Origin of the sequence: Streptococcus sp. SG1, from assembly GCF_030439935.1 — a bacterium.
Taxonomy (GTDB): Bacteria; Bacillota; Bacilli; order Lactobacillales; family Streptococcaceae; genus Streptococcus; species Streptococcus gordonii.
The window spans coordinates 68980-95804 of record NZ_JAQFJC010000002.1 but is presented as its reverse complement, the minus strand read 5'-3'; the positions used below and the strand labels follow the sequence as shown (position 1 = coordinate 95804).

The 26825-nt window shown below is 40.0% G+C and carries 27 protein-coding genes, 1 tRNA gene and 1 other RNA gene; 24 read left to right on the top strand and 5 right to left on the bottom strand.

Going from position 1 to position 26825, the window contains the following annotated elements; all coding sequences use genetic code 11:
* Nucleotides 1–16: 16 nt before the first annotated feature.
* Nucleotides 17–745, top strand: a complete 729-nt coding sequence (locus PCY06_RS01970) for a TraX family protein (protein WP_061595912.1) — start codon at nt 17–19, stop codon at nt 743–745.
* Nucleotides 746–1025: 280 nt separating this feature from the next.
* Here the strand turns inward: PCY06_RS01970 and PCY06_RS01965 are convergent, their stop codons facing one another.
* The 3 genes from PCY06_RS01965 to PCY06_RS01955 form a co-directional block, all read right to left on the bottom strand.
* Nucleotides 1026–2552: an ATP-binding cassette domain-containing protein gene (locus tag PCY06_RS01965; RefSeq protein WP_061595911.1), complete on the bottom strand. Its 1527-nt coding sequence runs from the start codon at nt 2550–2552 to the stop codon at nt 1026–1028.
* Between the two features lie 382 nt (nt 2553–2934).
* Entirely contained in the window at nt 2935–3903 is a 969-nt protein-coding gene (locus PCY06_RS01960) for an NAD(P)/FAD-dependent oxidoreductase (RefSeq protein WP_061595910.1), read from the bottom strand.
* Nucleotides 3904–4014: 111 nt separating this feature from the next.
* Entirely contained in the window at nt 4015–5331 is a 1317-nt protein-coding gene (locus PCY06_RS01955) for an FAD-containing oxidoreductase (RefSeq protein ID WP_061595909.1), read from the bottom strand.
* A 192-nt stretch (nt 5332–5523) separates the two neighbouring features.
* On the opposite strand from PCY06_RS01955, the gene PCY06_RS01950 reads away from it, so the two are divergent.
* The 6 genes from PCY06_RS01950 to rpsU all read left to right on the top strand — a co-directional run bounded on the left by PCY06_RS01950 (nt 5524) and on the right by rpsU (nt 9751).
* The gene (locus PCY06_RS01950) at nt 5524–5877 is read left to right on the top strand and encodes a DUF1304 domain-containing protein (RefSeq protein ID WP_061598807.1); all 354 of its coding nucleotides are present in this window, start codon (nt 5524–5526) and stop codon (nt 5875–5877) included.
* A 108-nt stretch (nt 5878–5985) separates the two neighbouring features.
* Complete coding sequence (locus tag PCY06_RS01945) at nt 5986–6363, top strand: BlaI/MecI/CopY family transcriptional regulator (protein ID WP_008809223.1); 378 nt, start codon at nt 5986–5988, stop codon at nt 6361–6363.
* Between the two features lie 14 nt (nt 6364–6377).
* Nucleotides 6378–7817 carry a M56 family metallopeptidase gene (locus PCY06_RS01940; RefSeq protein ID WP_008809222.1) on the top strand — a complete coding sequence of 480 codons (1440 nt, stop codon included), beginning with the start codon at nt 6378–6380 and terminating at the stop codon, nt 7815–7817.
* A 205-nt stretch (nt 7818–8022) separates the two neighbouring features.
* On the top strand, nt 8023–8754 hold the full coding sequence (locus tag PCY06_RS01935) for a polyphosphate polymerase domain-containing protein (RefSeq protein ID WP_008809221.1): 732 nt from the start codon (nt 8023–8025) through the stop codon (nt 8752–8754).
* Nucleotides 8755–8764: 10 nt separating this feature from the next.
* A complete protein-coding gene (locus tag PCY06_RS01930; protein ID WP_008809220.1) occupies nt 8765–9448 on the top strand; it encodes a DUF4956 domain-containing protein in 684 nt (227 codons plus the stop codon).
* Between the two features lie 126 nt (nt 9449–9574).
* On the top strand, nt 9575–9751 hold the full coding sequence (rpsU, locus tag PCY06_RS01925; protein WP_000048054.1) for a 30S ribosomal protein S21: 177 nt from the start codon (nt 9575–9577) through the stop codon (nt 9749–9751).
* A gap of 108 nt (nt 9752–9859) precedes the next feature.
* Here rpsU and mscL read toward each other — a convergent pair whose 3' ends face one another.
* Nucleotides 9860–10240 (bottom strand): large conductance mechanosensitive channel protein MscL, encoded by a 381-nt coding sequence (gene mscL, locus PCY06_RS01920; protein ID WP_008809218.1) that lies wholly within the window; start codon nt 10238–10240, stop codon nt 9860–9862.
* 205 nt (nt 10241–10445) lie between these two features.
* Here mscL and dnaG point away from each other — a divergent pair, with 205 nt between their 5' ends.
* The 8 genes from dnaG to PCY06_RS01880 all read left to right on the top strand — a co-directional run bounded on the left by dnaG (nt 10446) and on the right by PCY06_RS01880 (nt 16583).
* Entirely contained in the window at nt 10446–12227 is a 1782-nt protein-coding gene (gene dnaG / locus PCY06_RS01915; protein ID WP_020992610.1) for a DNA primase, read from the top strand.
* Nucleotides 12228–12229: 2 nt separating this feature from the next.
* Nucleotides 12230–13342 (top strand): RNA polymerase sigma factor RpoD, encoded by a 1113-nt coding sequence (gene rpoD, locus PCY06_RS01910; protein WP_008809216.1) that lies wholly within the window; start codon nt 12230–12232, stop codon nt 13340–13342.
* A 52-nt stretch (nt 13343–13394) separates the two neighbouring features.
* On the top strand, nt 13395–13733 hold the full coding sequence (locus tag PCY06_RS01905) for a metal-sulfur cluster assembly factor (RefSeq protein WP_008809215.1): 339 nt from the start codon (nt 13395–13397) through the stop codon (nt 13731–13733).
* 114 nt (nt 13734–13847) lie between these two features.
* Nucleotides 13848–14195, top strand: a transfer-messenger RNA (tmRNA) gene (ssrA, locus tag PCY06_RS01900).
* Between the two features lie 8 nt (nt 14196–14203).
* Nucleotides 14204–14291, top strand: a tRNA-Ser gene (locus tag PCY06_RS01895).
* A 217-nt stretch (nt 14292–14508) separates the two neighbouring features.
* Nucleotides 14509–14889 carry a CidA/LrgA family protein gene (locus tag PCY06_RS01890; protein ID WP_008809214.1) on the top strand — a complete coding sequence of 127 codons (381 nt, stop codon included), beginning with the start codon at nt 14509–14511 and terminating at the stop codon, nt 14887–14889.
* Complete coding sequence (locus PCY06_RS01885) at nt 14882–15580, top strand: LrgB family protein (RefSeq protein ID WP_008809213.1); 699 nt, start codon at nt 14882–14884, stop codon at nt 15578–15580. Before PCY06_RS01890 ends, PCY06_RS01885 begins: the two co-directional genes overlap by 8 nt.
* 433 nt (nt 15581–16013) lie before the next feature.
* A complete protein-coding gene (locus tag PCY06_RS01880; protein ID WP_008809212.1) occupies nt 16014–16583 on the top strand; it encodes a TlpA disulfide reductase family protein in 570 nt (189 codons plus the stop codon).
* A gap of 150 nt (nt 16584–16733) precedes the next feature.
* Here PCY06_RS01880 and mnmE read toward each other — a convergent pair whose 3' ends face one another.
* Nucleotides 16734–18107 carry a tRNA uridine-5-carboxymethylaminomethyl(34) synthesis GTPase MnmE gene (gene mnmE, locus PCY06_RS01875; RefSeq protein WP_082307600.1) on the bottom strand — a complete coding sequence of 458 codons (1374 nt, stop codon included), beginning with the start codon at nt 18105–18107 and terminating at the stop codon, nt 16734–16736.
* Nucleotides 18108–18339: 232 nt separating this feature from the next.
* On the opposite strand from mnmE, the gene rpiA reads away from it, so the two are divergent.
* From rpiA to PCY06_RS01830, 9 genes are all read left to right on the top strand, one after another.
* Entirely contained in the window at nt 18340–19017 is a 678-nt protein-coding gene (rpiA, locus tag PCY06_RS01870; RefSeq protein WP_061410659.1) for a ribose-5-phosphate isomerase RpiA, read from the top strand.
* 12 nt (nt 19018–19029) lie between these two features.
* Nucleotides 19030–20241 carry a phosphopentomutase gene (locus tag PCY06_RS01865; RefSeq protein WP_082307601.1) on the top strand — a complete coding sequence of 404 codons (1212 nt, stop codon included), beginning with the start codon at nt 19030–19032 and terminating at the stop codon, nt 20239–20241.
* A 116-nt stretch (nt 20242–20357) separates the two neighbouring features.
* On the top strand, nt 20358–21167 hold the full coding sequence (locus PCY06_RS01860; RefSeq protein WP_053794576.1) for a purine-nucleoside phosphorylase: 810 nt from the start codon (nt 20358–20360) through the stop codon (nt 21165–21167).
* 4 nt (nt 21168–21171) lie between these two features.
* Nucleotides 21172–22407, top strand: coding sequence for a chloride channel protein (locus tag PCY06_RS01855; protein ID WP_185759687.1), 1236 nt, complete (start codon nt 21172–21174; stop codon nt 22405–22407).
* The gene (locus tag PCY06_RS01850; RefSeq protein WP_012000656.1) at nt 22404–23114 is read left to right on the top strand and encodes a GMP synthase; all 711 of its coding nucleotides are present in this window, start codon (nt 22404–22406) and stop codon (nt 23112–23114) included. The genes PCY06_RS01855 and PCY06_RS01850 overlap by 4 nt, the downstream gene beginning before the upstream one ends.
* A 333-nt stretch (nt 23115–23447) precedes the next feature.
* Complete coding sequence (gene deoD / locus PCY06_RS01845; RefSeq protein WP_082307603.1) at nt 23448–24161, top strand: purine-nucleoside phosphorylase; 714 nt, start codon at nt 23448–23450, stop codon at nt 24159–24161.
* Nucleotides 24158–24919, top strand: a complete 762-nt coding sequence (locus PCY06_RS01840) for a hypothetical protein (protein WP_082307604.1) — start codon at nt 24158–24160, stop codon at nt 24917–24919. The genes deoD and PCY06_RS01840 overlap by 4 nt, the downstream gene beginning before the upstream one ends.
* Nucleotides 24920–24930: 11 nt before the next feature.
* Nucleotides 24931–25662: an NAD-dependent protein deacylase gene (locus PCY06_RS01835; RefSeq protein WP_082307605.1), complete on the top strand. Its 732-nt coding sequence runs from the start codon at nt 24931–24933 to the stop codon at nt 25660–25662.
* 130 nt (nt 25663–25792) lie between these two features.
* Nucleotides 25793–26812, top strand: coding sequence for a hypothetical protein (locus PCY06_RS01830; protein ID WP_082307606.1), 1020 nt, complete (start codon nt 25793–25795; stop codon nt 26810–26812).
* Nucleotides 26813–26825 lie beyond the last annotated feature (13 nt).

The window sequence follows — 26825 nt, the reverse complement described above, 5'->3', positions numbered from 1 at the left end:
GAAAAAGGAGGATCCTATGAAAAAAATAATTGACAATAGCAGTTTGAAACTGCTTGCTATGCTTGCCATGCTGATTGACCATATCGCCTGGGTATCTTTTCCACTGGCTACCAATATGAATATTCTCTCTCCTAACTGGCCGGCCAATAGTATGCACATAATAGGCCGCCTGGCTTTTCCAGTCTTTGCCTTTTGTATCGCGGAAGGATATCGGCACAGTCATGATGTGAGCAAGTATATGAGACGATTGGGGCTGCTGGCTCTTATCAGTATCATCCCTTTCTCTCTGATGGGCTGGGTTACTGGTCTTGGCTTTATCATGCAAAATACGGTTGTTACTCTCTTTTTGGGGCTCTGTGCTCTTTATTACAGTGATCAGCAAACAGCAACCTGGAGAAAAGTTCTAATTATTCTACTCTGTTTTACTCTGTCCATTATCGCTGACGGCGGACTGACGGGAGGAGTTTTTGGTATCTATGCCTTTGCAAAGATTAAAGACCCAATCTTCCGAAAAATTGGCGGTGTCTTGGTACTGAACAGTGTGCAAATCCTAATTTTGGTCTTCAATTTCTCCTATGATGGTCTGGCTGATCTGGCTGCCACCTGTCTTCTGTTTCTCCTCGTGACCTCTTTCTACAACGGTCAAAAAGGGGCCAATATTGGAAAAGTATTTTACTGGTTTTACCCCCTTCATTTGCTCGCCCTGTCTCTGTTTCGAATTGCCTTTCTCTTATTTCTAATGTAGTTAATGAATGTGTTAAAAGTTGCAGTAGAAATACCTGTTAAGTTAATTTTTCTTTTGGTAAGTCTCAATAATAGAGTAAAAGAGTCTGGGACAATAGTCTCTTTGCTACAAAAAAGAGTTTGAGACAAAAAAATTTCAATTTTTAAAAATCTTAATTATTAAGCCCTTCTAATCTATAATTAAATGCGAAAAGCGAACAAAGCAGAATTCTGATTACCAGAAAACTAGTTTTGTTTGCTTTTTATATTTGAGGTCGGACTTTTGTCCCAGCCTCTTTTGCTTATAGTTCAACTTCTTCCAATCCCTCCTCCGTCAGTCTATAAATCTTCTGGCAGACTTCTTTGAGGAAGATACGATCGTGGGAGACAGCGATAATGGCGCCAGGATAGGTCGCCAAAAGCTGGCGAACCTGAGGCTGAGAGGTGGGAGAGAAGTTGCGGGTTGGCTCGTCCAGAAGGAGGACATTGGGACGGTCTAAGACTAGTTTGAGCAGAAGGAGCTTGGCTTTTTGGCCACCAGAAAGCTGCCCAATCGGGTGGCGAGCCTCGTCGCGCGTGAACTGGAGACTAGCTAGATGAGTCAGGATTTTCTCCTCCTGAGCCTTGTCGCCAGAGGGAGCCAGAAAGTCCAAGGGACTGCTTCCATCAGTTAGCAAGTCGCCATAATGCTGGGGCATGTAGCCTACTAGCATATCTGTCCGCTCACGCAGGATCTTCCATATTTCCTTAAGCAGAGTAGATTTGCCTGCACCATTAGCACCAATCAGTCCGATTTTTTCCTGACCGCAGACCTCCAGAGTCAGGTTCTCCGCCAGTTGTCGTTCGTTTGTTTCCAGTTTCATTCCTTCTAATTTCAGGATTCTTTTGGTCAATGGCAGAGCTTCTATATCTGAGAAGTGAAGACTGATGGCATCTTCCTGTGTTGGGATTTCAGTCATTTCAGCGCCTGCCTTTTCAAATCGTTTGCCCTGCGAGAGAATATTTTTCATCTTCTTAGCCACCAGTCGACCTGCAGTAGCGTCATGGGTGTTTCGTAAAGTATGCTCCACACTCTGCTTAACCCGTCGGTGTTTTTCCATGGTCTTGGCGTGTTCTTCCCGCTCTTTCCGTGCCAGTTGTCCTTGTTTCTCAAAAGCCTCCTGACGCTGCTGGCGGTAATTTTCATAGTCCAGACTCTTGACGCTGGTTCTGGCCTCCTGTTTCTTTTTGATTCGCTCCAGATGAACAATCTTAGTTGCGGCTTGAGCGAGAAAGTGCTCGTCGTGAGAGACGAAAAGGACCGTTCTCTGGCTGTGGCTGATAAAGTTTTCCAGCCAAGTTAGAGTTTCGAGATCAAGGTCATTAGAGGGCTCGTCAAGAAAGAGAATGTCCCAATCACTGGCTAGTTTCTTGATGAGCTGGACTTTAAGCTTTTCTCCTCCAGATAGGCTAGAGAGCTGCTGCTGACTGGCAAAACGCTGGCTGTCAAAGTTGAGCTCCCCAGCATAGCGGTAGAGCTTGGCATAGTCCAGCTCAGTCTCAAAATCAGCAAAGAAATAATCATTGAGCGTCAGTTGGGCATCTTCTGAAGGCAACTGCTGGGGCAGGTAGACAGCAGCAGTATAGGACTTATCAATTTGTCCGCTGTAGCTGACATAGGAGCTGACCAGTCGCTCGTCTAGCAAGAGCTTGAGCAGGGTGGACTTGCCATTGCCCTCCTCACCGATAATAGCGACCTTGTCTCCTTGATTAACAGTCAGTGACAAATCTTTGACTAACTCCTTCAGGTCTTTTAGGTGGGTGATGGTTAGATTTCTTATTTGAAGCATAGATGTCTCCTTCGTTTTTTAACACAAAATACAGCCCTGCTTTATTTAGCAGAGCTGTTTTTAATTGCACAAAGCAGACACAGGAGTGTCCAAGTAGGATTATTCGTTCATAGGCTTCCAGCTTATACTGTCATAGGAGCGACAGGATTAATCTAAAGATAAGCAAATAGAAGCTAGAAAGCACAAAAAATGAACATCCCGCGGATATGCAGAAACATGACAAAATCTACTAAATAAAGTTTCCTTTAAAAAATAGACTTAATTTTTCATGTCTCCGTGTACCTCCGAAATATACTTGACTACAGTTTAGCAGAAGGAACTAAGAAAGTCAATAGAAAACAAGGCTGAGACAGTATATCCCAACCTCGATTGCGTTTTTATATTATAAGCTTGTTGAATGTTTGGGTTGGACTTTTTGCTCAGGATAGATATGGTTAATAGCATTGTTGATAGCAGTAGGTGCCTCACCCAGTCCAGTCGCAATTAAGTCGATCTTACCTTCGTAGCTGCAGCAGTCCCCAGCTGCATAGATACCTGGTACGGAGGTTTCTTGCTTGCTATTGACCAAAATCTTGTGACGGTTGAGCTCTAGGCCCCAATCTTTGAGATTGCCGACAGAGGATTTAAAACCGTAATTGACAAAGAGATGATCTAGAGGTAAAAGCTGACTTTCCTCTCCCTTGACTTGGCTGATTTCCAAGTGGGTAATCTTGCCATTTTCACCGACCAATCGACTAGGTACAAATGGTGTCTTAATCTTAACACTAGAAGCCTTGAGTTCTTCCACACTATGCTCCAAAGCTCGGAAGTTATCCCGACGGTGAACCAGGCTGGTTTCTGCGATTTTTTCAAAAGCTAGCGCCCAGTCAACAGCTGAGTCGCCACCGCCTAGAACAACAACCTTTTTGCCAGCGTACTGGCTGATATTTGACACATGATAGTGGAGGTTGCTGTAGCTCTCAGCATCATCTAGCTCCAAAGCTCTCGGTTTGAAAGCACCACCTCCCATGGCGATGATAATTGTTTTGGTCTGATGTTGGTTTTTAGAAGTTGTAATAGTGAATCCTTCTTCACCTTTGACGATATCCAGCACTGTTTCATTGAGGCAGATTTCAGTCTGGAAAGTTTCCAGCTGCTCAATCAGACGATGAGTCAACTCTTCTCCGGTTAGATTGGTAAAGCCTGGCACATCCAGAATCTTCTTCTCTGGATAGAGAATGGCTGGCTGACCACCCAGCTGAGGCAGGGAATCAATGATTTTAACCTTGGCTTGGCGCAGATGAGCGTAAAAAGCTGCGAATAGGCCAACTGGACCGCCACCGACAATCGTAATATCATACAGTTCAGACATAATTTTCCTCAATCTTTTTAAAATAAACTAGCATTATTGTACCACAAAAAGGAGGAGAAATGTAAGTGAATATGTTTACCTAATATTAAAAGCCCCAGCTGGGGCTTCAAATTAGATAGCAAATAAATCATTGAGGTTTTCAGCCAGCGTTGGGTGGGTGAAGATTTGCTTGCTAAAGTAAGTGTAAGGAATTTTATTATCCATGGCTACAGTCAGGATATTGATAATTTCCTGAGCTCCAGCTGAGAAGATAGTCGCTCCAACGATTTCCTTGGTTTCAGTGTTGACAACAGCCTTGAAAGCACCGCGCAAGTCAGCATTGACATGTCCGCGGGGCATTGCTGCGACTGGAATCTCCTTAACTGCAATCGGAAGTCCTTGTTCTTGCGCTTCCTTTTCAGTCAATCCGATTTGAGCCAAAGGCGGTGTGATAAACATGCTGGTAGGGACATTTTTACGGTCTTCCAGTGTGTAGCTGCCGTCGCCAGCCAGATAGCTATAAAGGATACGGAAATCATCCAGTGAGATATAAGTGAACTGCAGACCGCCATTGACGTCGCCCACTGCAAAAACGCCGGGTACAGATGTCTCCAAATGCTTATCGACCTTAATAGCTCCGCGTTCTGTCAGCTCAATGTCAGTATTTTCCAGATGAAGCGGTTCAACATTTGGCTTGCGACCAGTAGCATAGAGCAGGGCGTCAAAGTGAAATTCTCCATCTTCTGTCACAACGACAACTTCATCGCCGTCATTTTTAACTTGTGTGGTACGAACATTTTGTAAGAGCTGGATTCCGTCTTCTTTCATGTATTGCTTAGCCAGAGCAGCGATAGAAGGCTCTACTCGAGGGAGAAAGACAGGGGCAGCATCCAGAACAGTTACTTGACTGCCTAATTTATTGTATAGTCCAGCAAATTCTAGGCCAATGTTACCACCACCTAGAACTCCCAAGCGTTTAGGAAGTTCTTTCAGGTTTTGGATACCTGTTGAATCATAAACATTTTTAGTTTCAGTCAATCCAGGAATTGGTAGGACATTGGAAACAGCACCAGTATTGATGACAATGGTTTCAGCTGTCAGTTCCTTTTTCTCATCTCCAGCTACAATCTCGATGACTTTATTGGAAAGGAAATGAGCTTCGCCATCGATGATGTCGACACCAGCACCGCTAACTCCGGCATAGTTTTTACTATTAAGGCGACTAGTTACAGCATTCTTTTCAGCCATGACTTGGTCAAAAGTTAAGCCTTTTTCAGCTGCGACTAAGAGAGTTTTGGTTGGGATGCAGGCGATATTGATACAGGTCCCCCCATACATAGCCTTGCTTCGCTCAATCAAGGCAACTTTTTTTCCTTGGGTTGCCATTTTAGCTGCCAAAGTTTTACCAGCCTTACCAAAGCCGATAACAATCAAATCATAAGTTAACATAATTTACCTCCATTTTCCAAAAAAATTTTACCACATCTATTCAGAAAATGCTGGTTTTTGCTACGCCTATTTTATTTATGTTTTTTATTTGACCTTTAAAAGTGATATGTATACGTTTTGAGCAAGATTTGCCTTTCATGTTGATTTCTATGTTATACTGATTAAATTAGATTTTAAAAGAAGGAGGACAAGATGTCTATTTTTACAGTTGCTTTGGCAATTTTAGTTTCTTTAGAATTTTTTTATATCATGTATTTGGAGACCTTTGCAACAGCTTCAAAATCAACAGCCCGAGTCTTTAACATGACTCAGGAGGAGCTTGAGAGAGAATCAGTTAATACTCTTTTTAAAAACCAAGGAGTCTATAATGGTTTGATTGCTGTCTTAGTTTTACTAGCTGCTTTTACCCAAGATTCTTTTTGGATGGCTATCTTTATGATTTACATTATCTTAGTGGCGGCCTATGGAGCATTGACTAGTGATCCTAAAATCTTGCTTAAGCAGGGAGGATTGGCTATACTAACCTTATTAAGTATATTTTTCTAAAAAAGTGGGGAATATTTATTTCTCACTCTTTTTTTCATAATGATTGACTTTTTAATTAGACAAGTGTAGAATAAAGGTAAGAATAGAATATAGAAAGACGGGAAGACTATGAAAACATCCATTAAACGTTTGCCTGACGGAGAATTTACTATTTTAAAAGTAATTTGGCAATTGCCAAACCCAACAACATCTGCCCAAATTATGGAAAAACTGGGCGAAGATAACCATTGGAAACCCCAGACCCTGTTAACTGTCTTGGCTCGTTTAACGGAAAAAGGCTTTTTAGAAAGTGTCCGTAAGGGACGTGAAAGACAGTATACGGCCATTATCTCAGAGGATGAATACTTAGAAGTAGAAACTTCAGATTTTCTGAAGCGTTATAGTGGTCATTCCATGGGTGGCCTTGTTAAAACTCTCTTTTCATCTAATTCATTGTCAGACAATGAATTAGACGAGTTGAGGAGTTTACTTGATCAGAATAAATAAGTGGAGTTATCACCATGAAGCAATTCCTTTTATCTTTTTTGTTAACTAGCGTTTCTACCTCGATTTTAGTAATCTTGCTTAGTTTACTTTTTGCGCTTTTTAAGACGAGAGTCTCAGCCAGAGCAAAATATGTCATTTGGTTTTTGGTTTTGCTTAGTTTTCTCTTCCCATTCCGCCCTCAGTTTGGTTCAGGTTTGATTCGGATGAATGCAGGATCGACTATCAATACAGTGGCTACACAGCTTTCTTCTGGAACTGCGCAAGTGCCTTCTCAAGTTTCTGAAAAAACGATTCAGCCCAATCTATGGCAAGCTTTTCTAAATTTGCCTTGGTTCGAGATTCTTATTGCTATATGGTTGCTAGGGTTTGTCTTTAGCATTGCACGATATGCTTATTCCTACATTCTTTTTAGAAAGATGCTGAAACGCTGGGGGACCCCTGTTGAGGATGAAGGGACTTTGGCTCAATTACAAAAGATTCAAGAAGAAATGGGAGTAAAAAACAAGGTTCGTTTGCTTCACTATCCTATGTCACAAAGCCCTATGTTGATTGGTTTCAGAGATATATTGATTGTATTACCAGAATCAGACTACACCGAAGAGGAGCTACAACTGGTTTTCAGGCATGAACTGACGCACTACAAACACCATGATGTCTTGGTTAATCTTTTGGCAATCCTTGTTAAAAGCCTTCATTGGTTTAATCCAATAGTCCGTCTAGCCTGTCGTGAAACCCAAGAAGTAGGAGAAATGTATTGTGATTATGACGTCTTAAATGATCAGGATATGCACTACCGGACTTTTTATGGAGAGACCATTTTAACCATGATTGATCGCAGTAAAAAGACGCCGATTGCTCTGACGACCTGCTTTTACTCTGAAAAATTTAATCTAAAGAGAAGGATTATCAGCATTATGGATAGCCGTCTACCTAAGAAGTTATGGTCTACTGTTTTCGTAGTAGCCGTTTCAGTTCTCTTGCTTTTGACTAGCTCGGTCTTTGCTATTGAAACTTCTGCAATTAATGTTCAACAAACACAGAAAGTAACCAGTCAAAAAGTATCCAAAGAATATAGTCAAGATCAGGCTTTGGCTGTTGCCTTGAAAGATTCAGGTCTTGGCCAAAAAGATATTAAAGATTTAAAAATTGTTCGAGATAAAGACAATTACCAAATCTATTTTTCTCACGGTCAAACTGCCCATGAGGTTCTAATCAATGCAAAGAATGGAAAAGTTTTAAAATCTAAACAACATACTGTTGTCGAAAAGACTGTGACAGTTGAGAAAGAAGTCCCAAGTTCTAATCATACTTCAACAGATACTAATCAGCCAGCTGTGACGACGCCTAGTAGTAGTTCGAGTGTCACAACAGTTCCATCTCCAAGTAAGAGTCAGACGTCATCTTCTCGAGATGATGACGATAAAGACGACGATGATGATAAGGATGACGATTAAAATTAACTCTACCTATTTGGGTTTGATAAGAACCTTGATGGGTAGAGTTTTATATTTTTTGAAAAATCTCTTGACAAACTAAATCTACAAGTGTAGAATATAACCATAAACGACAAATGTAGAAATAAAATTTTTAAAATTTGAGCAGCCGCTCTCTTTCTTTTAAATCATTAAACTACATTTGTAGAACAAAAGGAGAATCCCCATGAAACAAAAGAAGATTCAAACAAACTTTCAGCGTATCGAGACTAAGTATATCTTAGACCGGGCCACATTAGAGCGTTTAGAGGCTGAGATGGCGCCTTATTTTATTGCTGATGACTATGCAAGATCCACTATAACAAATATCTATTTTGATAATGATGATTTTCAGATGATTCAAGATTCAATTGCTCGCAAAGGTGGGCGTGAAAAGTTACGTATGAGAACTTATGCAGAGCAACCTACAGATGATTGCCAAGTTTTCTTAGAAATTAAGAAAAAGTCTGAAGAAGTAGGATTTAAGTATCGCCTAGTCTCTAATCCAGTTTCTGTTGTAAATTTCATTGAAAATGGATTAGCTGATGCGACTATTTCTGATGATCGAGTGAAGGCAGAAGTAGAAGCATTACAAGAACGCTATCTAGATTTAAAACCCAAAATGGTGATTAGCTATGATCGTTATTCTATGAAAGGATTAGAGGATAAGAAGGTGCGTGTGACCGTTGATTCAAATATTCGATATAGAGATTATGATGTTGAGTTGACTTCTGGACGCTATGGCTGGCCTTTGCTAGAAGATGGAAAAGTCATTATGGAAATTAAGGTCCCTGGTCAATATCCTCAATGGATGGCTGACATTCTCAATAAATTTGGTCTTATAGATCAATCCTTCTCAAAATATGGCAAAGCATATCTACAGACAAGAGAAAGATTAAGCCACACAGTCAAGTCTTAAGGAGATCTCAATGCTCAATCAGTTATTTAATAGTATTTATTCCTCGGCTGAAGTGAAAATTAATCCCTTAGCTCTGATTTTTTCAATGATCACAAGCTTGATTTTAGGGATTGTTTTAGCAAAGGTATATAAACGTCAAACGATTTATACAAAAGAATTTGTGATTACTTTGTCTCTGTTACCTGCTATTATTTCTATTATCATTTTCTTAGTTAATGGGAATTTAGGTACCAGTGTTGCAGTAGCAGGAACTTTCAGTTTGATTCGCTTTCGATCTGCTGCAGGAGGATCAAAAGAGCTCTTGGCAGTCTTTATGGCAACAGCCATCGGAATTACAACAGGGATGGGATTTGTTGCTTTAGCTGTCGTTTTTACCCTATCAATTTCCTTTGTTTGGTTGATTTTTGAAAAAATGAATTTTACTTCTGTTAGCCAGACAAGACGATATGTGGAAATGAAGGTTCCAGCTAATTTTGATTATGAATTGCTCTTTGAAGCTATTTTTTCAGCTAACTGTAAAAGTGTTGAAATGACATCAATTGAAGCAGCTGAAAAGCAATTGATCAAGTTGGAATACGTCATTGATTTATTACCGGAGATAAGTGATAGTAAGCTCATGCAGCAGTTTCTAGTCTATGATAAGGTTTTGTCAATGACTATTTCCAAAGCTGCTAAAAAGAAAAAAACATTGTAAAGTGAATTTTAGAGTAATTTTTTAAAATCTCAAAAGAACAGACACATAGTATTCAATAAAAACTTGACATGAATTCCCTAATATGATATCATTAACTAGATTCTGAACTTGAAGGGAGTGAAAAACATGTCAAAAACAGTAGTACGTAAGAACGAATCTCTTGATGACGCTCTTCGCCGTTTCAAACGCGCTGTTACTAAAGCTGGTACTCTTCAAGAAACACGCAAACGTGAATTCTATGAAAAGCCTTCTGTAAAACGTAAACGTAAATCAGAAGCAGCTCGTAAGCGCAAGAAATTCTAATTGAAATAAAAAACAGCCCTTAGGCTGTTTTTTTGTTAAAGAGCTATTGCGTTATTGTAGGAATGCAATAAAAAAACCTGAACATATACTTTCAGGTTTTTCGTTATATTATTTTTTTTCAAGCAAAGCTTTGATTTCTTGAAGTACTTCAAGTTCAGTTGGAGCTGGTTCTTCTTCGACAACTTCTTCTTGTTTTTTACCGAAGCTTTGAGCTTTTTCAGCAGCCTTAACAATGAAGAAAAGAACTGTTCCGATAACAAGGAAGTTAATAACCGCACTTAGGAAGTTACCATAGGCAATACCGTTCCAAGATAATTCAGCAATTTTATCTACACCAGCAGCGCTCAAGGCTGGGTTTAAAATAAGTGGTGTGATAATGTCATTTACTATTGAAGTAACAATTGCACCAAAAGCAGCACCAATGATAACAGCAACAGCTAGGTCAACTACGTTGCCACGAAGTAAAAAGCTTTTTAACTCTTTTAACATAGAAATATCTCCTTTTTTTAATCAGTCTCTATTATAATGAAAATAACAACCTTTTGCAAGTGGTTGGTTTTATAGGATTGTTAAATTTTCATGTCTATCTTTTAAAGTATATTTATTTGTAAATCTGTAGCTGATATTTTACTTTTTTGTTAATTTATTATAAAATATAACATAGTATTCTATGGTAAATTGGAGGTATTGTCGGGTGATTGATAAAGAAATCATTTCTGATATTAAAAACAGCGTCAATATCGTCGAAGTCATAGGAGAAGTTGTTGCTCTGACTAAGGCTGGACGCAACTTTCTTGGACTATGTCCATTTCATGGAGAAAAGACACCTTCCTTTAATGTCGTTGAAGATAAGCAGTTTTACCACTGTTTTGGTTGCGGCAAGTCGGGAGATGTTTTTAAGTTTATCGAAGAATATCGTGGCGTTTCATTTATGGAAGCTGTCCAAATAATTGCTGAACGATCGGGTATTCAACTTGCAGTTGATAAAAATGATCTATCCCAACCAAAAAGACAACACCCGCATCAAGCTCTCTATGATATTCATACTGAGGCTGCAAAATTTTATCACGCTGTCTTGATGACGACCAAGATGGGAGAAAAAGCCAGATCTTATCTTTACAAACGTGGATTGACTGATGAGATCATTAAGCATTTTCAGATTGGTTTAGCCCCTAGTGAGGGCAACTATCTTTATCAGAGTATGGTTGGAAAATTTGATGAAGCAACCATTATGAATTCGGGTCTGTTTAATCTAGCAGAAAGTAATCTAGTTTATGATGCTTTTCAAAATCGTATCATGTTTCCTTTGGCCAATGATAATGGCCAAGTAGTAGCATTTTCCGGAAGGATTTGGAAAGAATCTCCTCAGACTGATGGTCATCAAGCTAAGTATAAAAATAGTCGCAGCACAGCTATTTTCAATAAGAGTTACGAACTCTATCATTTGGACAAGGCAAAACCAACCATAAAGAAAAGTCATGAAGTCTATCTGATGGAAGGTTTCATGGATGTCATTGCTGCTTACCGGGCAGGAATAGAAAATGCAGTTGCATCAATGGGGACGGCCTTGACACATGAACATGTTCAGCATCTTAGCAAGTATTGTAAAAAGGTCATCTTATCTTACGATGGTGATAAGGCTGGACAGGCAGCAACTGTTAAAGCTTTGGATGAATTAAAAGACTTGGCTGTTGAGATTGTCTCTATTCCAGATCAGATGGATCCAGATGAATTTGTTCAAAAAAATTCTCCTGAAGAACTACAACATTTGCTAACCAAAACTCGGATAAGTGATGTGGAGTTTCTAATTCGCTATCTGAAACCGGAAAATACAGAGAATTTGCAAGCTCAGATTGAATTTGTTGAGAAAATGGCTCCGATCATTGCTCAGACCTCATCAATTACGGCGCAAAATTCTTATATTTATATGCTGGCAGAACTTCTACCAGACTTCGATTACCAGCAAGTTGAGCAGGCTGTTAACAATAGTCGCTTGAGTAATCGAAAGAGTCAGCAAGAACAGGTTTATCAACAGCCTCATTTTCAGACAAATCTTCCGCTTTCTAAGCAAGTGTCTCGTTTAGTAAAAGCTGAGAATCACCTTCTTAATCGAATGATTGAATATCCTATTGTTTTGAATGATTACCGTTTGAGAGAGGATTTTCAGTTTGCAACACCTGAATTACAGATTCTATACCAGATACTTTGCGAAAATGGTGAAGTGACATCACAAGATTTGTCCGAGCAATCAGATGGGGTCCAGCAAGCCTGGTATCGTATTTTAGAAGAAGATTTACCTAGCGAAATTGCGGATAATGAATTGGCAGAAGTAGAGTCTATCAGAGATAAAGAATTGCTCCGTAAGGAAAATCAAATAATTGGGAAAAAAGTCCGAGAAGCATCTCATAATGGTGATGTTGATACGGCTATTGAAGAACTGGAGCGCTTGATCGCTCAGAAAAGAAGAATGGAGTAGGAATGGCTACAAAACAAAAAGAAGTAACAACATTTGACGTACAAGTTGCAGAATTTATTCGAAACCATAAAAAAACTGGTACGGCAATTGATGATGAAATTAATGATAAATTGATTATTCCTTTTACCTTAGATGCAGATGGTATCGAAGATCTATTGCAACGTATCCAAGATGCAGGGATCTCTATCACAGATAAAGAAGGGAATCCAAGTGCACGTGTTTTACACAACGAAGAGGAAGAAGCAGAGCTGACTGATGAAGAACTTTTAGGTAGCAATTCAGCTAAAGTCAACGATCCTGTTCGTATGTACTTGAAAGAAATTGGAGTCGTTCCACTTTTGACAAACGAAGAAGAGCAAGAATTGGCAATCTTGGTAGAGCAGGGGGATACTGAGGCTAAGCAACGTTTGGCTGAAGCCAACCTTCGCTTGGTAGTTTCTATTGCAAAGCGTTATGTTGGACGTGGCATGCAGTTCCTTGACTTGATCCAAGAAGGAAATATGGGCTTGATGAAGGCTGTTGACAAGTTTGACTATACCAAAGGATTTAAGTTTTCAACATATGCAACTTGGTGGATCCGTCAGGCCATTACTCGTGCGATCGCTGACCAAGCTAGAACAATCCGAATTCCAGTTCACATGGTAGAAACGATTAACAAGCTAGTTCGTGAGCAACGTAATCTCTTGCAAGAATTAGGTCAAGATCCAACACCTGAGCAGATTGCTGAGCGTATGGATATGACACCAGATAAGGTTCGTGAGATTCTTAAGATTGCTCAGGAGCCAGTTTCGCTGGAAACACCTATCGGTGAGGAAGATGATAGCCATCTGGGTGACTTTATCGAAGACGAAGTAATTGAAAATCCAGTTGATTATACAACTCGTGTTGTTCTTCGTGAGCAGCTGGATGAAGTTTTAGACACCCTTACAGATCGTGAAGAAAATGTTCTTCGTCTGCGTTTTGGTTTGGATGATGGGAAAATGCGGACCTTGGAAGATGTTGGTAAAGTCTTCAATGTGACCCGTGAACGCATCCGCCAAATCGAAGCTAAAGCCCTACGTAAACTACGCCACCCAAGTCGTAGCAAGCCACTCCGTGATTTCATTGAAGATTAAAAAATGATGAAATGTTGATTCTACAGATATGAACTAAATAGGAGATGATAGGATGGCAGAGCAAAAATATACAGCAGAAGAAATTGATGACATTAAAAACCGCATTCTTGAAAGTTTGGAACAAGTAATCGACCCTGAGTTGGGGATTGATATTGTCAATTTGGGATTGATCTATGAAATTCGTTTCAACGAAGAAAATGGTGAGACAGAAATCGACATGACTCTAACAACTATGGGATGTCCTTTGGCTGATCTACTGACAGATCAAATCCACGATGCTCTTGAAGAAATTCCAGAAGTAACTAAGGTTGAAGTTAAGCTAGTTTGGTATCCCGCTTGGACTGTTGAAAAAATGAGCCGTTACGCAAGAATTGCACTTGGAATCAAATAAAAATTAATCTCGAATCTAACTGGGTTCGAGATTTTTTTCTAAAGTAAATCATTAATATCTGATCTGAAAAAATTGCAATTTTGCTGAAATATGATATAATAATTCTATTGTCTTGGGGTCGTTACGGATTCGACAGGCATTATGTGGCACATTTTGCGACTCATCTTGCGGATGTAAAACGCCAGTTAAATATAACTGCAAAAAATAATACTTCTTACGCTTTAGCTGCCTAAAAAACAGCAGGCGTGACCCGATTCGGATTGCTTGTGTCTGATGACAGGTCTTATTTTAGCAAGCTACGGTAGAATCTTGTCTAGGGATTTTACAAGAGATTGATAGACTCGCTTGATTTGGGCTTGAGTTATGTGTCAAAATCAAGTTAAAACAATACATAGCCTATGGTTGTAGACAAATGTGTTGGCAGATGTTTGGACGTGGGTTCGACTCCCACCGGCTCCATATTTAAAAATGGAAGATTACTCAAGAGGCTTAAGAGGCTGTGTTGGAAACGCAGTAGGCGTGTAAAAGCGTGCGTGGGTTCGAATCCCATGTCTTCCGTAATATTTATAAGGCGCCCATTGGCGTTTTTTTGTTGGCTTAAAAGGATTGGAATTTTTTGGCTGATTGGATGGCTAAATCTAAAATTGGACTCCTATTTAGACTTTCTCATATGCAGAAGAAAGATGGATTCGTTTCCATCTTTTTATTTTTGTAAAATATATTGAAATTTTTCTGAAAAGTAGTAGACTGTTACTTAGAAAAGTGAGGGGACTTCATGAAATTATACGTACAATTGATGATTATCTTTTCGATTTCGTTACTTGGAGAGGGAATTTCAACTATTTTTCACTTACCAATTCCAGGTAGCATCATCGGATTAATTTTGTTATTTTTAGCTTTAGAATTCAAATGGCTACGCCTACGTCATGTAAATATGGTTGGTAATTTTTTACTGGCAAATATGACTATTCTTTTTTTGCCAGCAGCAGTAGGTATTATGGATAAATTTCATATCATAGCACCATATCTCCTGCCCATCATTTTGATTGTTGTCTTGGCAATTGTTCTGAACGTTGTGGTCATTGCCTATACAGTGCAGTTTATTAAGAGACGTTATGAAGGTGATTATGAAGAAAGGGGAGCAAGACATGACTAGTGTAGTTACTAATCCTTTGTTTGGCTTGGCTTTGTCTATCTTAGCTTATCTTATTGGAATGTTGATTTTTAGACGTTTTCCACATCCTTTGACGACCCCATTGTTGCTGGCAACAATTTTAGTGATTCTCTTTTTATCTTGGACTGGGATTTCTTACAAGGATTATTATATCGGAGGATCATACTTGAATAATCTGATTGTACCTTCGACAGTTGCTTTAGGGATTCCGCTTTACAAGACTTTCCATTTAATGAAACACCACGCTAGAAGTATCTTATTAGGTATCTTTTTATCAGTTTTGGTAAATACAAGTTTTACAGCACTTGTAGCAAAATTTTTTGGAATGGACTTTTTCTTAGCTATTTCTTTGTTTCCAAAGTCAGTAACCACTGCAATGGCAGTTGGTATTGTGGATAAGATGCAGGGGATTACAACAATTACTTTGGTAGTTGTTGTAGCTACTGGGATTTTGACGAGTGTAATGGGTCCTAGTATCTTAAAACTTCTTAAAATTGAAGATCCGGTTGCTATTGGCTTAGCACTTGGGGGGACAGGGCATGCAGTCGGAACAGGAGCGGCCTTTAAATATGGTCAAGTTGAGGGAGCTATGGCTGGTTTGGCTATTGGAGTGACAGGTTTAATGTATGTTTTTGTCAGTCCTTTAATTGCTGGGCTTATTTTAGGAAAATAAGAGGGATAACCTCTTTTTTTTTGATAAATTCTTATCTTATTGAAATGTCGTTTTAAGTTGTTATAAAATGAAATACTTTTAAGAAGTTGGATAGGAAGATGGAAGTCAGTTTTAGATATAAATAGAGAAGAATGGGAATGGTACTCAATATCTTTAGACTAGCCAAGTTATAAGCGAGAAAACTCTGATAAATCAAGCATTTTAATGGATGAATTAGTTCAAACAATGATGTTATGGATTGTAAAATGCTCTAGTATATCTTTTAAGTTAAAGTTGTTGATGTGGTACAGTGAAACTGATATAATAAATTTACTACTGGCGCGTTATACAAAAATATTTTCAATAGTTTAGAACAATATTTTTTGAGCGTTTATAGACTGCAATCTCTTATATTTATTAAATATTTTGAGATGGATTATTATGAGGTGAGAAAATGTTAAAAGATAAATGGTGGTTGCCCTTTCTGACTGTAGGAGTCATTGTTGCGGCAGTTTTTGCTATGCTTTATTTTTCTGGAACTAAAAAGAACGATAAAGCTTCTACACAGACAAGTGGAAGTGCAGCTGTAGAACATGTATTGACAGGTCAGCAATTGCCAGAGTTTGAAATGGAAGATCAGCTAGGGGCTTTAAAGAAGAGTTCAGAGTTTTATGATAAGCCTATGCTGGTAGTAGAGTGGGCTAGCTGGTGTCCTTATTGTCAGCGACAGCTACCAGAAATTCAAAAAGTATACGAAAAGTATAAAAATAAAATAAATTTTGTCATGTTGGATATGCTTGATTTTCATAAGGAAACAAAGGAACAAGCGGATCAGTATGTCAGTGAGAAAGGCTATACCTTCCCGTATTACTATGATGCAGGTGAGAAAGCAGCGGATATCCTCCATGTTCAATCAATTCCTGGAATTTACCTAGTCGATAAGAATCAAAAAGTAAGAAAAGTGATATTAAACTTTCATGACGAAGCAGCGCTCGAAAAAGAGCTAGAAGAGATTTTAAAATAAAGAACTAAATGGAGAGCTTATAATAGACTCTCTAAGTAGCTTTCGATAAATAATAAAAGGTATGAATCTTTGTAGGACACAAGAATCATACCTTTTATTTTATTATAGATAGGTGTTGTTAAAATAGAGTTTAATGCCTATATAGAAATCTTATTTACCCAAGCAGAATTGGCTGAAGAGTTGGGTTATGAGTTCGTCTGGTGCGGCGTCACCAGTGATTTCACCGAGGATTTCCCAAGTACGGGTCATATCAACTTGGAGAAGGTCTACCGGCATACCCATTTCCAATCCTTGGTTGACGGCTTGCAGGCTTTCCAGAGCTTTTTCAATCAAGGAGATATGGCGTGCGTTAGACAGGTAGGTGGCGTCTTGTTCGACGATACCAGCATTTTCAAAGAAGAGTTGATTGATGCGTTCTTCAATTTTGTCGATATTTTGGTTGTGAAGGACAGAAATCTTGATAGCATCTGCTGGCAGCTGGTCCAGCTCAATCTTTTCTTCGAGGTCAGTCTTGTTAAGTAAGACGATACGATTGCTATCTTGGCTGATTTCAAGCAATTGTTTGTCCTGATCTGTCAAAGGCTCGCTGGCATTGAGAACTAAGAGGACCAAGTCGGCTTCCTGCAGAGCTTTTTTAGAGCGCTCAACTCCAATTTGTTCTACAAGGTCATCGGTTTCCCGAATTCCTGCTGTATCAATAAGCTTGAGCGGTACTCCCTTGATATTGACATACTCCTCAATCACATCCCGAGTCGTACCCTCGATATCAGTCACAATGGCCTTGTCCTCGCGCAGGAGATTGTTGAGCAGACTGGACTTGCCAACATTAGGTCTGCCGATGATAGCAGTGGAAATGCCTTCGCGTAAAATCTTACCTCGTCTTGCAGTATTGAGAAGATTGCTTAGCAGAGCCTCGAACTCAGCTGTTTTCTCTCGCATCAATTGGGTCGTCATCTCTTCCACATCGTCGTACTCCGGATAGTCAATGTTGACCTCGACCTGAGCCAAAGTGTTGAGAATTTCCTGACGAGTATTGTTGATAAGATTGGAGAGAGACCCATCCAGCTGCTTGACAGCATTGTTCATGGCTTTATCGGTCTTGGCGCGGATGATATCCATAACTGCCTCAGCCTGAGTCAGGTCCACTCGACCATTCAAAAAGGCCCGCTTGGTAAACTCACCAGGCTCTGCCATTCTAGCTCCTTCTCGGATAACTAGTTGCAGGATTTCATTAGTAACCGCAATTCCCCCGTGAGTGTTTATTTCAATGATGTCCTCGCGTGTAAAAGTCTTGGGTGAGCGCATAGCACCGACCATAACTTCATCTAGTACTTCATGGTTTTGAGGGTCGACAATATGGCCGTAGTTGAGCGTGTGGCTAGCTACCTTACTTAGATCTTTTCCTTTGAAGATTTTTTGGGCAATAGCAAAGCTGTCAGTCCCGCTTAACCTGACAATACCGATAGCCCCTTCGCCAAGAGGAGTAGAAATCGCAGCGATTGTATCAAATTCTCTGGTAATCATACTGTATTTTTCCTTGTGTTTTAAAATCAATTACCTTAATTGTAACGCAAAAACGAAAGGGGAGCAAGGTTTTGATTTAACTATGGCAATTTTCAAAAAATTATTAGAAATTAGGAAAATGCTTTCATGTTCTATAAAATAGTGCTATACTATAAACAGATTGATTCTTTTGGCTAGGCAAAGAACCTTTTTTTTACGGTTCAAACGCCTGAAAAATGCAAAGGAGGTCAAAATGGAGAATCTAAAGAAGATGGCGGGTATTAAGGCTGCTGAGTTCGTGACAGATGGTATGGTAGTTGGACTTGGAACAGGTTCGACCGCTTATTATTTTGTTGAAGAAATTGGCCGTCGTATAAAAGAAGAAGGACTGCAAATTATTGCAGTAACAACTTCAAGTGTAACCAGCCAGCAAGCAGAAGGTTTGGGAATTCCACTCAAATCCATTGATGAAGTGGACTTAGTTGATGTGACAGTTGATGGGGCAGATGAGGTTGATCCAAACTTTAATGGTATTAAAGGTGGTGGGGGCGCTCTCCTTATGGAGAAGGTCGTTGCAACACCGACAAAAAGCTACATTTGGGTAGTTGATGAGAGTAAATTGGTTGAGAAGCTAGGAGCTTTTAAGCTTCCAGTCGAAGTTGTCCAGTATGGTGCAGAGCAAGTTTTCCGTCGCTTTGAACGTGCAGGTTACAAACCAGCCTTTCGTCAGAAAGATGGTCAACGCTTTGTTACAGATATGAAGAATTTTATCATTGACCTAGATTTGGGTGTGATTGAAAATCCTATTGAGTTTGCCCGTGAATTAGACCACATTGTTGGTGTAGTTGAGCACGGTCTCTTTAACCAAATGGTAGATAAGGTTATTGTAGCAGGAAAAGCTGGTGTTCAAGTTTTAGAAGCTAATAAATAAAAGGAGGATCTTATGGCAAAATTTAATCGTATTCACTTAGTAGTTATGGACTCAGTTGGTATTGGTGCAGCACCAGATGCTAACAACTTTGTTAATGCTGGAGTGCCAGACGGTGCTTCAGATACTCTGGGACATATTTCCAAAACAGTTGGACTTACAGTCCCTAATATGGCTAAGATTGGTCTGGGAAATATCGAACGTCGTGTTCCTTTGAAGACAGTTCCTCAGGAAGCAAATCCAAGTGGCTATTATACTAAACTTGAGGAAGTATCACTTGGAAAAGACACGATGACTGGCCACTGGGAAATCATGGGACTAAATATTACTGAACCATTTGATACTTTCTGGAATGGTTTCCCAGAAGAAATCTTGACTCAGATTGAAGAGTTTTCTGGACGTAAAGTTATTCGTGAGGCTAATAAACCTTATTCAGGAACAGCAGTTATTGATGACTTTGGTCCTCGTCAGATGGAAACAGGCGAGCTAATTATCTATACCTCTGCTGATCCAGTATTGCAGATTGCTGCTCATGAAGAAGTGATTCCATTGGAAGAACTCTATCGCATTTGTGAATATGCTCGTTCTATTACTTTAGATAGACCTGCTCTCTTGGGACGTATCATTGCCCGTCCGTATGTGGGTGAACCAGGAAACTTCACTCGTACTGCTAACCGTCATGACTACGCAGTATCACCATTCGAGCCAACTGTACTTGATAAGCTTAACGAAGCGGGAATTGCTACTTACTCTGTTGGTAAGATCAACGACATCTTCAACGGAGCTGGAATCAACCATGACATGGGCCACAATCAATCTAATAATCATGGGGTAGATAATCTTGTCAAAGCATTGAAGGACGAAAACTTTAAAGAAGGTTTCTCATTTACTAACTTGGTAGACTTTGATGCTCTTTATGGTCACCGTCGTAATCCACATGGTTATCGCGACTGTTTGGAAGAGTTTGATGCTCGTATTCCTGAAATCATTGAAAATATGCGTGAAGATGACTTGCTCATGATTACTGCTGACCATGGTAATGACCCTACCTACGCTGGTACTGACCATACTCGTGAATATATCCCTCTCTTAATTTTTGGAAAATCTTTAAGTAGTCACGGTCATATCCCTGTTGGACACTTTGCCGATATTTCAGCTACTGTTGCTGAGAACTTTGGAGTGGACAAGGCAATGATTGGTGAAAGCTTCTTAGATAAATTGGTGTAAGAAGACAGGACTAAGCTAATAAAAATAGCATCGTAATAATAGGCTAGTAGGCAATAGAAATACCTTTGAGAATTAGTTTATTGCTTTATAAAACAATAGATAGGTGAGGAATATTAATGTCATTATTAGAAAAAATCAATGAAACAGCTGCTTATTTGAAAGGTAAAGGAGTTGAAGCTCCTGAGTTCGGTTTGATCCTTGGATCAGGTCTTGGAGAATTAGCTGAAGAAATCGAAAACGCAGTAGTGGTAGACTACGCTGAGATTCCAAACTGGGGTCGTTCAACTGTCGTTGGCCACGCTGGTAAATTAGTCTATGGAGACTTGGCGGGTCGCAAAGTATTGGCGCTTCAAGGCCGTTTCCACTTCTATGAAGGAAATCCGTTGGAAGTTGTCACTTTCCCTGTTCGCGTGATGAAAGTCCTTGGTTGTGAAGGGGTTCTTGTAACCAACGCTGCTGGAGGTATCGGATTCGGACCTGGTACATTGATGGCTATTACTGACCATATCAATATGACTGGTCAGAACCCATTGATCGGTGAAAACTTGGATGACTTTGGTCCACGTTTTCCAGATATGTCAAAAGCCTACACACCAGAATACCGCGCTACTGCCCATGAAGTGGCTAAAAAACTCGGTATCAAGCTTGATGAAGGTGTCTATATCGGTGTAACTGGTCCGACTTATGAAACACCAGCTGAAATCCGTGCTTACAAGACTTTGGGAGCAGATGCTGTTGGCATGTCTACTGTGCCAGAAGTAATTGTGGCAGCTCACTCAGGTTTGAAAGTTCTTGGAATTTCATGTATTACTAACTATGCTGCTGGTTTCCAAGAAGAACTTAACCACGAAGAAGTTGTAGAAGTCACTGAGCGAGTCAAAGGCAACTTCAAAGGCTTGCTTAAAGCTATTCTTGCTGAATTGTAATGCTATGAAAATGCGTCTCCAAAGACTGCCATATGGATTGCGCCTGCTTCTAGTGACTGTCGCATTGGGAATAGGAACAGGTCTGGTTGGAATTGCCTGCCATTATCTATTAGAAGGCGTACAATGGGTAGCATTTGGTCAACATAGGTTGGACTTGCTACAACAATTTGAACAAGCTGGTGGGGTCCGTAGGTTCCTAGTTTTGTGTACGGCAGGGTGTTTGGCGGCATGTTTTTGGTATGTCCTACAGAGACGCTATAAAATTCTGTCAATTCGAAAGCAAATTGAGTTGGTTGGAGATGTGAGTCCATCGCCCTTAGTCCAGATTCTTCATGCAGTTATGCAGATAGCAATTGTAGGGGCAGGCGCTTCTGTCGGAAAAGAAGGAGCCCCACGTGAGTTTGGGGCTCTTCTTGGGAGTTGCTTGTCTAGGGAATGTTCCTTAACTCTTAAAGATCAGAAAGTATTGATCGCTTGTGGTGCAGGTGCTGGACTCGCAGCTGTTTATCAAGTTCCATTTGCTAGTAGTTTATTTGTCTTTGAGACCTTAGGACTTGCCTATAGTTGGCAGAACTTTTTGCTGGTTTTGACTAGTACTTATCTGGCAACTTGGGTTGCTCGGCCCATTGTTGGTCATGATGCTATCTATCACTTGTCAACAGTCTCTTGGTCGGCCAGCAGTTTCTTGCAGGCTATCTTGATTGCTTTAATAGTAACTCCGTTGGCTCTGGTCTTTAGTTCTCTAGCCAAGTTGGCTAGTCGTAAACGACGGAAGGATGAGTCGATTCTTTGGGCTCTTCCTCTAGCCTTTCTAGTGCTGGGGGGCCTTGTATCCTTTTTCCCTATCTTTATGGGAAATGGTCAGGTACTAGCGCAAGCCTTGTTATCTCGCCAGCCGGTTCCCTATCTTCCACTGGCTCTTGCAATGAAGGGGCTTCTGGTTTATCTCCTCTTACGCAATGGTGCCTATGGGGGAACCTTGACACCATCATTTGCCTTGGGGATTGGATCTGGCTACTTAGTGACCTTGCTTTTGACAGTAGTTGGCATTCATCTGGATCCAGCTCTAGGAATGCTATTAGGAGCAACAGTCTTTTTAGGGACGACCTTACAAGCTCCTCTGACGGCTATTGCCCTAAGTCTTGGATTTACAGGTCAGGATTGGATTTTGACAATACCGCTTGTACTAGCGGCAGGAATGTCTTACGTGATTAGAAAGAGATGGGAGAAGGAACAATGAAGGTACATTTTGTACTGCATGAAACATTTGAAGTGCCAGGCGCTTATCTCAAATGGGCTCTGGAACGAGGTCATCACATTACAACAACAAAGGTTTACGAAAAAGAACCTCTTCCTGAAACAATTGACGGGATTGACTTTCTGATTGTCATGGGTGGTCCTCAATCTCCCGATGAGGATAGAGAAAACTTCCCATATTATGATCCAAAGGCTGAGCTTTCTTTTATGAAAGAAGCGATTGCTGCAGATATCTATATTGTTGGTGTTTGTCTTGGTGCGCAGCTTTTATCTGTTGCTTATGGTGCGAAGTATGAACATAGTCCAGAGCGTGAGATTGGTATTTTTCCAATAACTCTAACTGAAGCTGGTTTAAAAGACGAGCATGTCAAAATTCTCGGACCAACTCTAATTACCGGACACTGGCATGGTGATATGCCTGGGCTGACAGAGAATGCTGTTGTTCTTGCGACGAGTCAAGGTTGTCCACGTCAGATTATTCGCTTCAGTCCGAAACATTATGCCTTTCAGGCTCATTTGGAATTTGATCCAGAAGCTGTTGAACTATTAATTGCAGCGGATGGTGAAGAGGTCTTGGAAGACCAAAGCCAAAAATTGACCTTTGTCCAAAATCCTGAAGTCATTCGAGCTTATGATTATCAAGAAATGAATACAAAACTGTATGCATTTTTAGATTCATTGGTAAACTAGGAACTACAGAAAGGCAGAGCATTTGAGTTTGTAGTCAAACTCGGTCTAACTGTTCTGCGACATATTTAAATTTAAAATTAAGAAAGAAAGGTAGAGTAAGGTGTTCTAATTTGAACACGAGCGGAAAGCTTTTCTAAAAAGATTGAAAGGTAGGGTAGTTTGGTTTTGAATTGAACCCGAGCTATTCTCCTATTTATCATCAAAATTAAGAAAGAAAGGAATTGAACCCACCCTAAAAGCAGTGGGAAAAAGATAGTTGGTCTAGCGAGCATCGCTCACTGCGCCCAACTCCTATTTTCCCTTCGCTTTTTGACGGGTTTGGTATCTTATATTATGTCTATCCATATTGCTGCTCAGCAAGGTGAAATTGCTGATAAAATTCTTCTTCCGGGGGATCCTCTTCGTGCTAAGTTTATTGCGGAGAACTTCCTTGAAGATGCTGTTTGTTTTAACGAAGTGCGTAACATGTTTGGTTACACTGGTACTTATAAAGGTCACCGTGTATCTGTCATGGGAACTGGGATGGGAATGCCTTCGATTTCTATCTATGCGCGTGAGTTGATTGTTGACTACGGGGTGAAAAAATTAATCCGTGTGGGAACTGCGGGTTCTTTGAATGAGGATGTCCATGTCCGTGAATTGGTTTTGGCGCAGGCAGCTGCAACTAACTCCAACATCATCCGTAATGACTGGCCACAGTATGATTTTCCGCAAATTGCTAGCTTTGATTTACTAGACAAGGCTTATCATATTGCCAAAGATCTCGGTATGACCACCCATGTTGGGAATGTCTTGTCATCAGACGTCTTTTATTCAAATTACTTTGAAAAGAATATTGAGCTTGGAAAATGGGGAGTTAAGGCTGTGGAAATGGAAGCAGCAGCGCTTTACTATCTTGCTGCCCAACACCATGTTGATGCGCTAGCTATCATGACTATCTCTGATAGTTTGGTCAATCCAGATGAAGACACTACTGCAGAAGAACGTCAAACTACCTTCACCGATATGATGAAGGTTGGTTTGGAAACCTTGATTGCTGAAGCATGAAAGTAGATGCTAAAGAAGCTATTCTCTTTGCTATCTCCCGCTATGACTATGCTTATGCCCTTAAACTGGCTGAGCGAGCAGGAAAGTCTACCCAGTCTGACTTGCTTCGCCTTCTTAGGGCACTAGCAGAGCGAAGAGAGCTCAACATACAATCTATCATGAATCTAAAGTTGGAAATCACTGGAATGAATCCAGCTGATTTTCAGCTTTTTTGCCATGAAAATGAAGCAGACGAGCAGCTGGCTAATTACCTTTATGACCTAGATGCAAAATTGAGAAATGAACAATTGATTGACTTTGTTCGAGCAGTTAGTCCGGCCATTTATAGGATTTTTATGCGGTTGATTCGCATGCAGTTGCCGGATATTGACAGCTATATTCATAATTCTAGAGAGGCCAGTTACGACCGTTGGAAGTTTGAAAAGATGCGAAATTCTGATCATCCTGTCCTGCAAAATTTCCATACGGAAAGCACGGTCAACTCTTCTAGCTTGACAGAATTAATTTTGCAGTTGAATTTCCCTGAATCTGTCAAAGAGTCAGCTGGACAACTAAGAGAGTTAGAAAAGTCAGTCCGCAATCCGCTTGCCCACCTTATCAAGCCTTTTGATGAGGAAGAATTGCACAGGACGACAGGTTTTTCGTCTCAGCACTTTATGGAGCTTCTGGTTGATTTGGCGCAGGAGACAGGCATAGTTTATCAGAGGGAGCCTTTTTACTTCGATCGAGCAAATGCGATCGTAGAAAGTCTCTTATAAGGAGTAGTAGGATGGATAAGATTGCAAGGCTGCAAGAATTGATAGATCAAAGCAGGGATATCGTCTTTTTCGGTGGGGCTGGAGTTTCGACTGAATCCAACATTCCGGACTTTCGCAGTTCTGATGGGATATACAGTGTCAAGCTAGGACGGCATTTTACAGCAGAGCAGCTAGTTTCTCACACTATGTTTGAGCGCTATCCGCAGGAGTTTTTCGACTTCTACAAGAAGTACCTGCTCTATCCAGATGCCAAGCCCAATGCAGCCCATGCCTACTTGGCGGATTTGGAGAAGGAAGGCAAGCTCAAGGCTGTTGTGACTCAAAATATCGATAGCTTGCATGAAATGGCTGGTTCGAAAAAGGTTCTTAAACTTCATGGCAGTGCGGATAGAAATTACTGTCTGAATTGTCAGCGGTTCTATGATTTGGACGGTTTTCTGGCTCTGGATGGTACAATTCCTCACTGTCTTGACTGTGGAGGCATTGTAAAACCTGATGTGACTCTTTATGAAGAACCTCTAGATATGGAAGTTTTCCAGCAGGCTGCTCAAGCTATCCAGAAAGCAGACTTGTTGATAATTGGCGGTACTTCCTTGGTCGTCTATCCAGCAGCAAGCCTCATCCAATACTTTGTAGGAAAGCACCTTATCGTCATCAACAAGACCAGCATCCCTCAAGACAGTCAGGCGGACCTGGTCATTGAAGGGAAGATTGGCCAAGTATTTTCTCAATTAAGACAATAAAAGAACACCTGAAAGAAGTGGAAATCCACTTGTTTTAGGTGTTTTTTGATTAAATGTTCTCTCATTAGGAAGTCTATAATAATGATGGTGATTATGATATAATGAAATTAATTTCCCAGGAGGTGAGGAGTTGAAAAAGGTAAAAAAAGTGAAGCGTAAAATTCCACTTACTATTAAAGTTTTAGTTTGTTTTGCTATTGGACTTTATATTTTGCTTCGATATTATGTTGCTCCTGGCTTATTTGATAGCAAAAATCAATACATCAAAGTATATAATTATCAAACTAGTTCGATAAAAGCTAGACAGTCAACCATAAAAGAAATAAATCTTGAATTTATTTATGAGAAAGAGGCTGAAGTTCCTGAGGGACTAACTTGGTCAGAAATAACTTTGACAAATGCTGATCGCTATTATAAAAGTAGGGTCATTTTGAATGCTAAATTGGATGACGGGACAAGTGTTTGGATTCCGCTAAAAAAATTTTCTGAAACGGGTCCAGCTTTTAGCGATAAATTTTACATTGATGATGAACTTTTTCTAGACATGACCCAAAGATTTCCAGGCTTAAATAAGGCATATATGTCTGGTTATAGGCTCGTCTTTCTCTCTGGGATGCTATATACTGGGGATACATTATACCAAATTCCAAAAGCATCCGATGTAACTCGTTTTGACCTCAAAAATCCTAGAACAGGTAAGTTACAGACCTATTATGAGTATGGAAATCCTCCAGGAAAAACAATATTTCCGATTTATTTGAAAGTTGAAAGAAGAGCGAATCAGGACGGATTGCAAGAATTTTATGATGATTATAACACCAGTAGTCTTGGTTATTGGGATAAGAGCTCTGACATCCCTAGAAAAATGCTTAGTCATGATTTTACTTTTCTATATGCTAAATGGTATTATTCCGATGCTTTAACTAATCTTCCTGTGAGTGTCAAACTGACGGGTTCAAAATTTAAAATCTCTGTTACAAGGACTCAACTACTGGATTATGGTTATGGTAAAGTAAAAGTACGAAAGGCGACCAAGTTATATTCAGAAGAAAATAAAGACGAATACATCAAAGAAGTTCTAGACGATCTTGATACTTTTGTAAAATCCAATGATGACGCTTTAACAAAAAGATATAAAAATAAAAAATAAGCTATCATTTTAT

Bases quoted from the DNA above. Each gene is read 5' to 3' on its own strand.
- rpsU (WP_000048054.1), top strand. From the start codon at position 9,575: ATGTCAAAAACAGTAGTACGTAAGAACGAATCTCTTGATGACGCTCTT.
- PCY06_RS01890 (WP_008809214.1), top strand. From the start codon at position 14,509: ATGAAATTATACGTACAATTGATGATTATCTTTTCGATTTCGTTACTT.
- PCY06_RS01930 (WP_008809220.1), top strand. From the start codon at position 8,765: ATGCTCAATCAGTTATTTAATAGTATTTATTCCTCGGCTGAAGTGAAA.
- PCY06_RS01840 (WP_082307604.1), top strand. From the start codon at position 24,158: ATGAAAGTAGATGCTAAAGAAGCTATTCTCTTTGCTATCTCCCGCTAT.
- mscL (WP_008809218.1), bottom strand. From the start codon at position 10,240: ATGTTAAAAGAGTTAAAAAGCTTTTTACTTCGTGGCAACGTAGTTGAC.
- rpoD (WP_008809216.1), top strand. From the start codon at position 12,230: ATGGCTACAAAACAAAAAGAAGTAACAACATTTGACGTACAAGTTGCA.
- PCY06_RS01950 (WP_061598807.1), top strand. From the start codon at position 5,524: ATGTCTATTTTTACAGTTGCTTTGGCAATTTTAGTTTCTTTAGAATTT.
- PCY06_RS01960 (WP_061595910.1), bottom strand. From the start codon at position 3,903: ATGTCTGAACTGTATGATATTACGATTGTCGGTGGCGGTCCAGTTGGC.
- PCY06_RS01885 (WP_008809213.1), top strand. From the start codon at position 14,882: ATGACTAGTGTAGTTACTAATCCTTTGTTTGGCTTGGCTTTGTCTATC.
- PCY06_RS01855 (WP_185759687.1), top strand. From the start codon at position 21,172: ATGAAAATGCGTCTCCAAAGACTGCCATATGGATTGCGCCTGCTTCTA.
- PCY06_RS01970 (WP_061595912.1), top strand. From the start codon at position 17: ATGAAAAAAATAATTGACAATAGCAGTTTGAAACTGCTTGCTATGCTT.
- PCY06_RS01905 (WP_008809215.1), top strand. From the start codon at position 13,395: ATGGCAGAGCAAAAATATACAGCAGAAGAAATTGATGACATTAAAAAC.
- PCY06_RS01945 (WP_008809223.1), top strand. From the start codon at position 5,986: ATGAAAACATCCATTAAACGTTTGCCTGACGGAGAATTTACTATTTTA.
- deoD (WP_082307603.1), top strand. From the start codon at position 23,448: ATGTCTATCCATATTGCTGCTCAGCAAGGTGAAATTGCTGATAAAATT.
- PCY06_RS01865 (WP_082307601.1), top strand. From the start codon at position 19,030: ATGGCAAAATTTAATCGTATTCACTTAGTAGTTATGGACTCAGTTGGT.
- PCY06_RS01850 (WP_012000656.1), top strand. From the start codon at position 22,404: ATGAAGGTACATTTTGTACTGCATGAAACATTTGAAGTGCCAGGCGCT.
- rpiA (WP_061410659.1), top strand. From the start codon at position 18,340: ATGGAGAATCTAAAGAAGATGGCGGGTATTAAGGCTGCTGAGTTCGTG.
- PCY06_RS01880 (WP_008809212.1), top strand. From the start codon at position 16,014: ATGTTAAAAGATAAATGGTGGTTGCCCTTTCTGACTGTAGGAGTCATT.
- PCY06_RS01955 (WP_061595909.1), bottom strand. From the start codon at position 5,331: ATGTTAACTTATGATTTGATTGTTATCGGCTTTGGTAAGGCTGGTAAA.
- PCY06_RS01935 (WP_008809221.1), top strand. From the start codon at position 8,023: ATGAAACAAAAGAAGATTCAAACAAACTTTCAGCGTATCGAGACTAAG.
- PCY06_RS01860 (WP_053794576.1), top strand. From the start codon at position 20,358: ATGTCATTATTAGAAAAAATCAATGAAACAGCTGCTTATTTGAAAGGT.
- PCY06_RS01940 (WP_008809222.1), top strand. From the start codon at position 6,378: ATGAAGCAATTCCTTTTATCTTTTTTGTTAACTAGCGTTTCTACCTCG.
- PCY06_RS01835 (WP_082307605.1), top strand. From the start codon at position 24,931: ATGGATAAGATTGCAAGGCTGCAAGAATTGATAGATCAAAGCAGGGAT.
- PCY06_RS01965 (WP_061595911.1), bottom strand. From the start codon at position 2,552: ATGCTTCAAATAAGAAATCTAACCATCACCCACCTAAAAGACCTGAAG.
- mnmE (WP_082307600.1), bottom strand. From the start codon at position 18,107: ATGATTACCAGAGAATTTGATACAATCGCTGCGATTTCTACTCCTCTT.